10 protein-coding genes are annotated in these 13140 nt (G+C 49.0%); 8 read left to right on the forward strand and 2 right to left on the reverse strand.

All coding sequences use genetic code 11. The features are described 5' to 3' along the window. Positions 1 to 80: 80 nt before the first annotated feature. Both htpX and GA520_RS00245 read right to left on the reverse strand, forming a co-directional pair. Positions 81 to 923, reverse strand: coding sequence for a zinc metalloprotease HtpX (htpX, locus tag GA520_RS00240; protein ID WP_163337025.1), 843 nt, complete (start codon positions 921 to 923; stop codon positions 81 to 83). Positions 924 to 1091: 168 nt separating this feature from the next. After that, a complete protein-coding gene (locus GA520_RS00245) occupies positions 1092 to 1826 on the reverse strand; it encodes a hypothetical protein (RefSeq protein ID WP_163337026.1) in 735 nt (244 codons plus the stop codon). Positions 1827 to 2014: 188 nt separating this feature from the next. Here GA520_RS00245 and dnaG point away from each other — a divergent pair, with 188 nt between their 5' ends. From dnaG to GA520_RS00285, 8 genes are all read left to right on the forward strand, one after another. Next, positions 2015 to 3835: a DNA primase gene (dnaG, locus tag GA520_RS00250; protein ID WP_163337027.1), complete on the forward strand. Its 1821-nt coding sequence runs from the start codon at positions 2015 to 2017 to the stop codon at positions 3833 to 3835. Positions 3836 to 4047: 212 nt separating this feature from the next. After that, the gene (locus GA520_RS00255; RefSeq protein WP_163337028.1) at positions 4048 to 5712 is read left to right on the forward strand and encodes a sigma-70 family RNA polymerase sigma factor; all 1665 of its coding nucleotides are present in this window, start codon (positions 4048 to 4050) and stop codon (positions 5710 to 5712) included. Between the two features lie 393 nt (positions 5713 to 6105). Beyond that, positions 6106 to 7206: a DNA-processing protein DprA gene (gene dprA / locus GA520_RS00260; protein ID WP_163337029.1), complete on the forward strand. Its 1101-nt coding sequence runs from the start codon at positions 6106 to 6108 to the stop codon at positions 7204 to 7206. 391 nt (positions 7207 to 7597) lie between these two features. Continuing rightward, on the forward strand, positions 7598 to 8284 hold the full coding sequence (gene rpe, locus GA520_RS00265; protein ID WP_163337283.1) for a ribulose-phosphate 3-epimerase: 687 nt from the start codon (positions 7598 to 7600) through the stop codon (positions 8282 to 8284). Between the two features lie 2 nt (positions 8285 to 8286). Continuing rightward, the gene (locus GA520_RS00270; RefSeq protein WP_163337030.1) at positions 8287 to 9906 is read left to right on the forward strand and encodes a glucose-6-phosphate isomerase; all 1620 of its coding nucleotides are present in this window, start codon (positions 8287 to 8289) and stop codon (positions 9904 to 9906) included. Positions 9907 to 10186: 280 nt separating this feature from the next. After that, on the forward strand, positions 10187 to 11467 hold the full coding sequence (gene dsrA, locus GA520_RS00275; RefSeq protein ID WP_163337031.1) for a dissimilatory-type sulfite reductase subunit alpha: 1281 nt from the start codon (positions 10187 to 10189) through the stop codon (positions 11465 to 11467). 55 nt (positions 11468 to 11522) lie between these two features. Beyond that, positions 11523 to 12650: a dissimilatory-type sulfite reductase subunit beta gene (gene dsrB / locus GA520_RS00280; RefSeq protein ID WP_163337032.1), complete on the forward strand. Its 1128-nt coding sequence runs from the start codon at positions 11523 to 11525 to the stop codon at positions 12648 to 12650. A 101-nt stretch (positions 12651 to 12751) separates the two neighbouring features. Beyond that, on the forward strand, positions 12752 to 12991 hold the full coding sequence (locus tag GA520_RS00285; RefSeq protein WP_163337033.1) for a dissimilatory sulfite reductase D family protein: 240 nt from the start codon (positions 12752 to 12754) through the stop codon (positions 12989 to 12991). Positions 12992 to 13140: the final 149 nt, after the last annotated feature.

Consider the following 13140-nt stretch of genomic DNA (forward strand, 5'->3'; position numbering starts at 1 on the left):
TTAAGGCGCGTGGGTAGAAATAAAATCAGGAAAAGGTGAAAGATACCCGCCTTTTCCTGATGGTGATCAGGGGGCTTTGGTTATCGCCCAAGTTCGTTTAATCGCTTGATTCGCTCCTGGATAGGTGGATGCGTCGAAAACAGGTGAGCCAACCTCCCGCTGGTGAGCGGGTTTACGATATACATCTGGGCTGTGGCGGGATTCACCTGCATAGGGTGTCTGCGGTTGGCATTTTCCAGCTGGTTAAGGGCGGAGGCCAGAGAACGTGCGTTGCCGCATATGGCTGCACCGGTTGCATCGGCCTGGTATTCACGAGAGCGGGAAATCGCCATCTGCACAAGGGAGGCGGCAAGCGGGGCCACAATCATCATGGCCAGCGAACCAAGCAAACCGCCTCCTTCGTCGTCATCGGAGCGGCCACCGAAGATCATCGCCCATTGAGCCATGGTTGCCAGGGAGCTGATAGCACCGGCCATGGTTGCGGCAATGGTGGAGATCAGGATGTCACGATTTTTGATATGACCAAGTTCATGGGCGACGACTCCTTCAAGTTCTTCCCTGTTTAAAATCCTCATGAGGCCGGTGGTAACGGCAACCGCAGAGTGGGCAGGATTACGGCCTGTGGCAAAGGCGTTGGGTGTGTCCTGATGCATAATGTAAACCTTGGGCATCGGAAGTTCAGCCCGTGATGCAAGGGTAGCAACCATTTGGTGTAGCTCCGGCGCTGCGGCCGAGGAGACTTCCTGGGCGCCGGACATTTTCAATACCAGTTTGTCACTGAACCAGTAGGAGAAAAAATTCATTCCAAGCGCAAGGATAAGGGCAATTATCATACCGCTCTGGCCACCGAGAACCTGCCCCGCTATCATAAACAGTGCAGTGAGAGCGGCCATGAGAACACCGGTTTTCAGCATGCTGGTCATCGTTTCGTGCTCCTTGTTAGTCTGTATAGGTTGCAAATAATAAAACATACAGGAACCTGACTGGTATCTCATGCGGCACGTATCTCCGCAATAGTATCAGGGTACCCGGTAGTTGAATTGTAAGGAATCAGTACTTCTTGTCAAGCAGAGGGTGGAGAAGAAGGTCTCTTAATCTGCCGGGACACAAAAATCTCTGACGTCCAGATCAGGGCTGGCTGCATAAGCTGCTTCAGCCATTTGGGACAATTGTGGTTTAATCGTCTTGAGCGCCGGCAGAAGGGGCAGCGTCGGCAACAGTTCCTCTGCGGCAAGAGGAGGTTGTAATCTGAGTTTGCTTGAGAGTCGCTGGTTAATCTGAACTGTCTGTCCGCCGTGGAGCATCCCATTCATGTCACCGCCCGGCGCCTCAAGACGCCGGATAAATGTCATGATTGAGTCGATATCGTTGTTACGGTAAAAAAGTTTTATCTCTTCTTTTATGGTTTCATGCTCCTCAGATAGTCTTGCCAGGTTGTCGCTGTAATGCTGAACGGCTGCGTTAAGAGTGTTGTAGGTGTCAAACAACAGGTTTATAAGCCGTCTTTTACGGGTGAATCCTCTACTTGAAATGTCGACAAATATTCTCTTCCGGATGGTTGCGGATTCGAGAAAGTATGGGTCGAAGAAAAAGTCAGCCGGTAGGCCGGTAAGTGCAATAAATGAGGTAATGAGGCTCTTTTGATGAAGCAGTATGTATATTCTGGTCAGGCCCAACCCGATATTGTTTTCGAGTTCAAATGTGGTGCGGGCGACCTTGTCAATATAGGCGGCAGTATCTGTTTCTATTTGTTTGCGAAAACCGAAATAGCGATCCGCCATTTCCTTTTTCACTTCAAAGGCAAGAAAGTCGGTTATGTCTTCCATGTGATCCTGTTAGTAAAAAAACTCATATATACATGGCCAGCTCAACAACTGCTGATTATAATACATCCTCTGTGCTTAATCCCGGAATTATTAATTATTCGGTCATCGTATCGTGGTCGTGTTGTTTCTCCTATTTATTACAAAGTGTTAAGGGGAACATGCGCACAAATGAATAAGGAAACTAGCTATTGCAGGAATCGTGGGACGACATTAAGGAGCGAGTCAAGGATCGTGCCGATATTGTGCAGGTTATTGGGCAGACCATTGGTCTGAAAAAGAGTGGAGTAAGATATCTTGGCCTGTGCCCATTTCATGGGGAGAAGACTCCTTCGTTCTTTGTTGATCCCGGCCGTCGTCATTTCAAATGCTTTGGTTGCGGAGAGGCAGGCGACGTATTTTCTTATGTGATGAAATACCATAATCTCGATTTTCCCGAGGCCCTTAAAGAGCTGGCGGGTCGATATGGTATTGCCCTGCCTGAAAAACAGCTTACCCCGGAACAGAAAAGGTTTGAACAGCAGAAAAAGGAAATGTTTGAACTGAACGGAAAAGTCGCTGAACTTTATCAAAAGCTGTTGGCAGATGGGGCAGCCGGTTCCGAATCCGCTAAAAAGTATCTGCAGAAACGAGCCATACCGGATGAAGTCTCAAAACGGTTCGGTCTTGGTTATGCACCCTCTATTGAAACGCACGGCTGGGATTTCCTCACCTCAAAACTGAGCAGAAACGAGCAGGAGAATGCCGTTGCATTGGGGCTGACTGTCAAGAAGGATAAAGGTGGCTTCTATGACAGGTTTCGCGATCGTGTCCTGTTTCCTATTTATGAGATTAGCGGCAGAGTTTGTGGCTTTGGAGGGCGTATCATAGGTGACGGGCAGCCGAAATACATGAATTCGCCCGACAGCCCGGTCTATAACAAGAGCCGTTTATTGCTTGGACTGTATCAACAAAAAGACGTTATTCGCAGTAAAAACCAGGCGGTAGTGGTGGAAGGTAATTTTGACTTGGTTTCCCTGGTGTGTCATGGATTTGAGAATGTCGTGGCCCCGCTCGGGACAGCGCTTACCCGGGAGCAGTTGCGCTTGTTGAAAAGGTATGCCGAGGATGTGGTGCTCCTGTTTGATGGTGATGCTGCCGGGGTTACTGCCGCTGTTCGCTCAGTGCCGTTGTTCCTGGCGGAACAGATGAGTGGCAGGGTTGCCTTGCTGCCATCAGGACATGACCCTGATACCTTTGTTCGTGAAAATGGGGTAGAAGCGGTTCTTGAACTTGTGGAAAGGGCCGAGTCCCTTCCTGAGTTCATGTTCAAACACCTCGTCGCAGAATACGGCCTGACCCTTGATGGGAAAAGCCGTATCGTTGAGGAGCTTCGGCCTTTGGTACAGGCTGCTTCATCTCCGCTGCAGCGCTCAGTGATTGTTGCTCATTTTTCTGCAGAATTAGGCCTTTCTGCTCCTGAATTGGACAAGATGTTAGCCGGTAATGAAAGGGAAAAGCAGCCTGAGGCTCCCCCGCCTCCGCCGGAGCCTCAGGTGAAAGTACACTATAGCATGACCCCGCCTTCGCCATCGCAGAAGCGACTGATATCCTTTATGATACTACATCCTGATCAGTTTCCCCGGCTTGAAGAACAGGGATTACTGGGGTGCCTTGCTGGAAGTATTGGAGAAGTGCTATTTTTTCAGTTGCGTGAGTTTTTGACTGCAGAAAGAGTTATTGAGCCAGAAGATTTGCTTTCTGTATTACCTGAAGGGGCTGAAAAAGATCTCGTCATGCAGGTGTTGCTCGATGCCGCGACTGTAACCGAACAGGAAGCAGCAGATGTCGAAGCGAGTGAGGAAACAGAGGAGTTGGTTTCCTGGATGCGGAAAAAGGCTCTGCAGAAACTGGCGAAAGATATGCTAAGACAGATAGACCAGGCGGAGCGAGCAGGAGATCATGAGCAAGTGACAAAATTGATCATTGAAAAGGTGCGGGTTGAGCAGGAAGTGCGTAGCCTCGATGAGTGAAATATAAGAAAAATACAGGGTTGAGGTTATTTTTATACCAACAAGATGCATAGTCGGGTAAAATCCACTTGACTTTTCTGGCTGGCCATTGGCAATGTTTGAAATTGGAACTATTCTGCAATGTTCAGAGGGGGCTGGTACACAATTGATGCAAAAGGTAGTGACCGTATGGCGAGTTGTCGGGTGCGGCAACGTGCAGAAGGGAGAGGTGCATGGGATTTGACGATCAGTATAACGACAGTGAGTATGAGCAGGAAGAGGATTCCCTGGAAAATGAGGAAGATCCTGCAGTATACGACCTGACAGGAATATTTCATTCCGATGAAGGGAGTGCCCCTGCTGATATAACAGATACCACGGTTGATGATCGGCGAAACAGGGATGGGCGTGACCGCCGCAATGCCGGAGAGCGCCCAGGTGATCGTCGGAAAAGTGACCGCAGGCGTATTTCCCGTTCCCCCAAGACTGGTAAAAACGGGAGTGGCCATTCCATTGACCCCATGAATATCTACCTGCGTGAGATGGGTACCCTTACCCTGCTTAGCCACGAGGAAGAACTCAAGCTCGCACGCATGATGGAGGAGGGAAAGCAGCGTGTCCAGGCTGCCGCCTTTCAGACATCTCTTGCCATTTCCCCCCTGATTGAGATTTCCAAGACCATTGAGAACAGTAAAGGCAAGACCTGCCAGATGATAATGGGGGTGCCCGACAACCGGCCTGACCTGATAGAGAAAAAGAGCAGTGCCTTCCTGGAAGCTGTTGAAAAGGCAGTCGACCTTGATCAGAAGAGAACAGCTCTGCTAACTGAATTCAGGGAGAACGTTGACAATCGGCTTGCTACAGCAAGGATTTGTGAAAAGGTTTTCGATCTGGGTAATCAGATCGCTGCTTTGTTTGGTGACGAGGTTATCTGCGGAGAGTGCGTAGATGCCGTTGTTGCAGGAATTGAGGAGCTGTCGAAACGTTTCAGACGTGTTTTTGTCGATGTGATGAGTCGACAGAAGGCACGGGATCTGGATGGAAGCAGGGCGATGCAGCCAGAAGAAGTAGAACAACTCGTCAACTGGCAGATATTCAGCGATATAGGACTGAACTCCCAGAAGATGCAGGAGCTGTTGCGGGAGATAGAAGCAGGGCGTGAGATGACCAAACACGCGAAGGAAGCGCTTATACGTGCCAATTTAAGACTTGTTATTTCAGTATCAAAAAAATTTGTAAATCGGGGGTTGCAGTTTTCCGATCTGATTCAGGAAGGGAACATTGGCCTTATGAAAGCGGTGGAGAAGTTTGATTATCACCGCGGTTATAAGTTCAGCACTTATGCAACCTGGTGGATTCGTCAATCGATTACCAGGGGGATCGCCGATCAGGGACGTACCATTCGGTTGCCTGTGCACATGATCGAGACGATCAATCGATTGTTGCGTGTATCGAAGGATTTCCTGCTTGAGGAGCACCGTGAGCCGACACCCGAGGAGATGGCTGAACTGCTCAGTACCGATGTGAACAAGGTGAAGTCGGCATTGAAGATTGCTAAAGATGCGATCTCACTCGATACCCCGGTTGGAGATGACGGAGAGACATTCCTCGGAGATTTTATTGAAGACATAGACCGGGTCGGGCCACACGAACAATCCATGATAAATAGTCTCAGGGAGTGCCTGAGCCAGGTAATGTCGTCACTCTCACCCCGAGAGGCGAAAGTCTTGAGAATGCGTTACGGGATCAACGTTGACTACGACCACACCCTTGAAGAGGTCGGGCGTTGTTTCGCTGTGACTCGTGAGCGGATTCGGCAGATTGAGGCTCAGGCCATTTCAAAACTGAAGCACCCGTCACGTATTGAGGAGCTTCGGGTGTTTATAACTGAACGCTGACCTGGAACGTCGTTCCTTTACCATTACCTTAACGGGTTGGTCTTGCGGGCCTCCCTGTTTTTCTTTTTACACCGGTGTTTTTTAGCCGGTTGTCTATTAGCGCCAATTTTTCATCTGCTCAGGTGGTGCCGGATTCAAAGTTTTTTTAGCGGTAGATCATAGCAGGCTATATCTACAGCTAAAACACTGCCGAAGATGGTGGTGCGTTGACTGCGATCTCTGCGAACATTGTGTATGACTTGGTAACGGACACCACAATACTGAATGTGTGGTAATGTTGAGATTACGGCCTTATAGGAACACTATTTATGACAAATCCGGTTTAATGCTTTAAGGCATTCCGGGAATCACTTTTTTTTTGGTCATGGATCTTCATTACATGGTGATACGAATATGAGTGCGTGTCTCGATTGGGTCAGACTGAGCCTGCTGCCGGGGTTGGGACCTACTGGCTTGTGGCGATTGATCCATCGGTTTGGCTCTCCATCCGAAGTGTTGAAACAGCCGCTGGAGAAGCTCAAAAAAGTTGAGGGCCTGCAAGCCCGTCAGCTGAAGGGGTTTCATGCTGTTAAACAATGTGGTGAACAGGCAAAGTACCAACTGGATAATATTGGTCAGGCGGGAGGCCGAGTCCTTTCATGGGATGACAGCGATTATCCCGGCCTTTTGCGGCAGATTCCTGATCCTCCGCCGGTACTTTATGTTATAGGAAACGTGTCGCTGTTGACAAACTGCTGTGTGGCGATGGTCGGATCGCGATCAGCGACCGCTTACGGACGACGAATTGCTGCCTCTTTTGCTGAAAAGCTTTCGGCTGCAAAAGTTACGGTGGTGTCCGGTCTTGCACTAGGGATAGATTCTGAGGCGCATGCAGGTGCTTTGGCGGAAGCCGGCAGTACTGTCGCTGTCCTGGGTTGTGGGGTGGATGTCGTCTATCCCAAACAGAATAAACAGTTATTTGGACAAATCCGAGAGTATGGTCTTGTGGTAAGTGAATACCCGCTTGGCACCAGGCCTGAAGGGTTTCGTTTCCCTGCCAGGAACCGAATTATTGCCGGACTGAGCAGGGGTGTCGTTGTAGTGGAGGCAGCCCGGAAGTCAGGATCCCTTATTACGGCCCAGCTGGCGCTTGATTTTGGTCGCGAAGTTTTTGCCGTACCAGGTCAGGTTGATTCTTTCAAAAGTGAGGGTGCTCACTGGCTGATACAGCAAGGTGCTCAGCTTGTGATTTCAACTGAGGATGTGATCAATGGTGTACGTTTCAGCCATGATTTTTCGGAAGGCTCTGGTGGAGTGGCAGCAGAAGACAGTGGCGAGGAGATTGATCCGGAACGTGCCCGCCTCCTGCAGGTTCTTGAGCCTTATCCACAATCCCTTGATGAGGTTCTGGTCAAGGCTGAGTTGACTGTATCCAAAGGGAGTGAGCATTTGCTTATGCTTGAACTCGATGGCCTGGTCGAGATGGGCCCAGGGGATTTGGTGCGAAGGATCTGACCGGTGAAGCAGATGTCTGGTTTGGCGCTTTAAATGTTGCAATAAAGCGCAGGGCGTCAGGTTTTCTGCAAGGCCCGAATGAAGGAGTGTGGTAGTGCTGTGAGACAGAATAGGTAGCAAAGTCAGGAAACCAGAATAACAAGTACTAGGGTGCTGTCCGTGAATAAGGATTTTGGTCAAAATCGAGACATTTTCAAAAGAACAAGAACCGCCATGTGTTCGATATTGCATGTATTATTTTTTTGAAAATTCCGAAGAGTTTGAGGAAAAGCCATTCTCGAACTGGCTCCTAGGTAACAGCTGGAGTGTAGCTGGACATTAGTACCCAGGTAATAATGAAAAATAGTAACTGCAGCAGCAAGTATATACGGAGCGAGGAACAGATATGGGAATGCAGGATATACAGATAGCACCATCAATTTTATCAGCCGATTTCAGCCAGTTGGGAAATGAAATACGGGGTGTGGATGCTGGCGGGGCGGATGTTATTCATATAGATGTTATGGATGGACATTTTGTGCCAAATATTACAATCGGCCCCCTGGTGGTTGAGGCGGCCCGCCGGGTAACCACCAAGGTGCTTGATGTGCACCTGATGATTTCAGATCCCGGTTCTTATATCGATGGTTTTGTCGATGCCGGTGCGGACTGGATAACTGTCCATGTAGAGGCCTGCACACACTTGCAAAGGGTTGTGAGCCAGATAAAACAACGAAACGTAAAAGCGGGGGTTGTACTCAATCCTGCGACTTCGCTTTCCGCCCTGGACTACATTCTGGAGGAAGTTGACCTGGTTATGTTGATGTCTGTTAATCCGGGTTTTGGTGGACAGTCATTTATTCCTTCGACACTGGAGAAAATCTGGCAACTGAGACAGCGGATTGAGTCTCTTGGTCTTGATGTCGGAATTGAAGTAGATGGTGGAATCAGTCCCAAAACGATTCGTGAGGTAGCGGCGGTAGGAGCCAATATATTTGTGGCGGGATCAGCTGTATACTACAGCGATGACTATACGGCAACAATCAGCGAGTTGCGTAAATTAGCCGCACAGGGACTAGCGGAGCGGCAAGGAGTCTGAAAATGACAAACTTCCATACTATCAGAACGGCACCTGCTGCAGAGAAGCTTAAGATACTTGCCAAAGATCCGTTTGACCTGACCGTGGAAGGGGCCCTGGTGGAAAATGGCCGGATGCAAAATTATATATGCGATTCCGGTCTCTTCCGGTTGCTGTATAGTTGCCAGCGGGTAGATGACCAGGTACTGGATGGCTTGCAGGAGCTGGCAGACCAGTGTGGACTCGTTGAGCAATACCGGGAGATGCGTCGTGGAAGTGTGAAAAACAGGATCGAAGGGTTCGAAAGTGAAGAGAGGCAGGTGCTGCACACTTCAAGCAGGGACGTTTTCACTTCCATGCCTTGTGAGAAGGATGCCTCGGCGAAGGCTCGTGCTGAGTTGGCAAAGCTTCAGGAATTTCTAACCGATATAGATAATGGGACCATAGCCAATAGTGATGGCGAGCAATTCACTACAATGGTGCATGTCGGTATCGGTGGTTCCGATCTCGGGCCGCGGTCGATATATGAGGCCTTGAAGCCATTTGGCATCAAGGGGCGCGCCGTTCATTTTATTGCCAATGTTGATCCGGATGACGCGGCCTCTGTACTTGATCAGGTTGATTTGAAACGGTGCTTGGTCAATATCGTGTCAAAAAGTGGCACCACTCTGGAGACACTGACAAATGAGAAACTCGTGGTGCAACGGTTGGAAGCTGCCGGCCTTGATCCGGCCAAGCACTGCGTGGCCGTGACAGGGCAAGACAGTCCGATGGATAACCCCCGGAACTATCTTCGTTCTTTTTATATGTTCGACTATATAGGCGGGCGCTACAGTGCCACTTCCATGGTTGGTGGTGTGATGCTCGGCTTTTATCTCGGGTATGATGGCCTGATAGATTTCTTGAAAGGTGCAGCGGCACTGGATGAGCGGGCAGAAAACACCAATATCCGGGAAAATCTTCCACTGCTTCTGGCCTTATTGGGTGTCTGGAATCATAATTTCCTGACATACCCTACTTTGGCGGTATTGCCATATAGCCAGGCTTTACACAGGTTCCCTGCGCATTTGCAACAATGTGATATGGAGAGTAATGGAAAATCAATTGACCGTCAGGGGAATTTTGTTTCCTACAAGACCGGACCGGTGATTTGGGGCGAGCCTGGAACAAATGGTCAACACGCCTTCTATCAGCTCCTTCATCAGGGAACAGAGATTGTGCCCCTGGAATTTATTGGCTTTCATGAAAGTCAATTCAAGAAAGATATCGAGGTCGCAGGCAGCAGTTCCCAGCAGAAACTGCTGGCCAATATGATCGCCCAGGCGCTTGCCTTTGCCTGTGGTAAGAATGACAACAACCCAAACAGAAACTTTCCTGGAAACAGGCCCTCGGCCCTTATTCTGGGCGAGCGCTTGACCCCTGAAACCATGGGCGCTCTATTGGCGATATATGAGGCCAAAATAGTCTTCCAGGGGTTCTGCTGGAACATTAATTCATTTGACCAGGAAGGTGTGCAGCTCGGTAAGGTGTTGGCTGGAAAAATCCTGGAGCTGATGAAAGGAGATGATGAGCGGCCGAGTAGTGTGGAGGGTGAGCTCCTGAATGTCGTGAAAAACAAGATATTAAAGGCTTGCGATAGCTGAATGGTTGTTCATTTTGAGCAAACAAATCGATCGTTTTTTGTTGACAAATTTACTGATGAGAGATATTTTCACGGCTTATATTGGTACTCACAGCGTAGTGTTTCGTAGTGTCTTGACAGTCACTTCACGTCAGGTTCATGCTCGAAATATCGGAGGGATACAGAGGATTGCGCAGTTTTGCGCCCGCTGGTCCTTTCATTGCTTCACAAAGAATTTGCAGTGTTTTTTGCAATATTATTGGTAGAGGTTGTAGTTAAACTGTAATTTAAAGGAGGAAATCATGGCAAAACATGAGACGCCATTGTTGGATCAATTGGAGAGTGGCCCGTGGCCAAGCTTCGTTACCGACTTAAAGCGCCAAGCCGAGACCAAGCCCGAGTGTTGGGATATCCTCGGTATCCTGGAACTGTCTTTCAAAGACAGAATTACACACTGGAAGCACGGCGGTATCGTTGGTGTTTTCGGTTATGGTGGTGGTATTGTCGGTCGTTATGCTGACGTTCCCGAGCAGTTCCCGGGTGTTGAGCACTTTCACACCGTTCGTGTCGCTCAGCCGGCATCGAAGTATTACTCTTCCGCGAACCTGCGCCAGCTCTGTGATCTGTGGCAGAAGCACGGTTCCGGTGTTACCAACATGCACGGTTCAACCGGTGACATCATTCTGCTTGGTACCCGTACTGAGAATCTCGAGCCTTTCTTCTGGGATCTGACCCACGACATGGGACAGGATCTTGGTGGTTCCGGTTCCAACCTGCGTACCCCGGCAAACTGTATTGGTATGTCTCGCTGTGAGTGGTCCTGCTACGACACAGAAGAAGCATGTCACCAGTTGACCATGATGTATCAGGATGAGATTCACCGTCCGGCATTCCCGTACAAGTTCAAATTTAAGTTCTCCGGTTGTCCGAACGACTGTGTGGCTGCTATCGCACGTTCAGATATATCCGTTATCGGTACCTGGAAAGATGAGATTCAGATCGATCAGGCTGCCGTGAAAGAGTATGTTGCCGGTAATTATCCTCCAAACGGTGGTGCCCATGCAGGCGGCGATTGGGGTGCTTTTGACATCAAGAAAGAAGTTCTCGATCTCTGTCCTACCGAGTGTATGTGGATGGAAGGTGACGAGCTGAAGATTGATGATAAAGAGTGTACTCGTTGTATGCATTGTATCAACGTCATGCCTCGCGCACTCCTGCCTGGTAAAGAGCGTGGTGCTTCAGTACTGGTCGGTGCAAAAGCCCCGATCCTCGACGGTGCGCAGTTCTCCACCCTGATCCTGCCGTTTATCACTATGGATCCGGAAGAGGAATTCAGCGAGCTCGTTGATTTCATCGAGAAGGTTTGGGACTGGTGGATGGAAGTTGGTAAAAACCGTGAGCGTGTTGGTGAGACTATGCAGCGCGTCGGCCTGCCGACCTTTGTCAAGGTTATGGAACTCGACCCGATTCCGCAGATGGTTAAGGAACCCCGTTCCAACCCATACGTATTCTGGAAGGAAGAAGAAGTCGAAGGTGGATTCGAGCGTGATATTGACGAATTCCGCGCAAAGCATGCCGCTTAATTGCTGGTTTTAATTTGAGCTAAAATTCACATTAAAATATATAAGGAGATTTATCATGGGCTACAATCCAGATAAACCGATGGACGGACGTATTTCCGACCTTGGTCCACCACACTACGAACAGTTCTTTCCGCCTGTTATCAAGGCAAATAAAGGCAAATGGCTGTGGCATGAGATCACCCAGCCTGGCGTCCTGATGCATAAATCAGAGACCGACGACGAAGTTTACACAGTGCGTGTCGGTACCGCTCGTCTGATTACCATCGACCTCATCCGTGAAATCTGCGATATTGCAGATGCTCATTGTGATGGTTTCATGCGTTGGACTACACGTAACAACGTTGAGTTCATGGTAGATAGCAAGGATAAGGTACAGCCGCTGCTCGACGATCTTGCTAGCCGTGACAACAGATTCCCCGTAGGTGGTACCGGTGCTGGTGTTACCAACATCGTTCACACCCAGGGTTGGGTACACTGTCACACCCCGGCAACAGATGCTTCCGGTGTTGTTAAGGCGGTAATGGATGAGCTTTTTGATTACTTCACATCCATGACTTTGCCTGCACAGGTTCGTATCGCTCTCGCATGTTGTCTCAACATGTGTGGTGCTGTCCATGCTTCTGATATCGCTATTCTCGGTGTTCATCGTAAGCCGCCGATGATCGATAACAAGCGTATCACTGGTGTTTGTGAGTTGCCGCTGGCTATTGCTTCCTGTCCGCTTGGTGCTGTTAAGCCCGCAAAGGCAGAGGTAGATGGTCAGGAGATCAAGACTGTAAAGGTAACCGTAGAGCGCTGTATGTTCTGTGGTAACTGTTACACCATGTGTCCGGCTATGCCGCTTGCAGATCCTGAAGGTGACGGTATTGCAATTCTCGTTGGTGGTAAAGTTTCCAACAGAATTTCTGCTCCGAAGTTCTCCAAAATGGTAATTCCGTTCCTGCCGAATAACACTCCGCGTTGGCCTGAGACTGTTGAAGCTATCAAGAAAATTCTTGAGGCATACGCTAAAGGCGCACGTAAGTACGAGCGTGTTGGTGAGTGGGCTGAGAGGATTGGTTGGGAGAAGTTCTTTGAGGAATGTGACATTCCGTTCACAGACAAGAGCATTGACGACTATCGGCTTGCATATGACACCTGGCGTACGACCACACAGTTCAAGTACACCAGCCATATCAAGTAGTAGTTTAATGAAGCCTTAACTGACGTATGCTGACTCGTTTCCACGTGGTTGTGAGTCAGTACCGCCAGTTGACTTCTACCTTTTTATAAAGGAGGGTCATCATGGCCAAAGAAGTAGACGAAATTAAAGCAGCAATGATCGAGAAGGCTACCAAGTCTCCGAAACCACAGCTGTATATCAAGGATTTCTACAAATGTGATCCTGATACCAAACCTCGTCAGATTAAGAATATCGCCAACGAACTCGTACGTGAAGGAAAGCTGGCCTTCTGGTCATCTGGATCCACCACTATGTACGGTATTCCGAGTCGTATTCAGGATGAAGAGGGTGAAGAAGAGTAAGTTTTTGTAAAAGTCTTCACGCTTAGGTAGGTAAAGGGTGTAAAGCTATAAATGTGCTTTACACCCTTTTTTTGTCTGGTATGACGGACAAAAAAAGCCGATACGGGGTGATCCGTATCGGCTTTTTTTACAAAACGATAAGAGAGCTC

It is taken from the genome of Desulfopila sp. IMCC35008 (assembly GCF_010646885.2).
Taxonomy (GTDB): domain Bacteria; phylum Desulfobacterota; class Desulfobulbia; order Desulfobulbales; family Desulfocapsaceae; genus Desulfopila.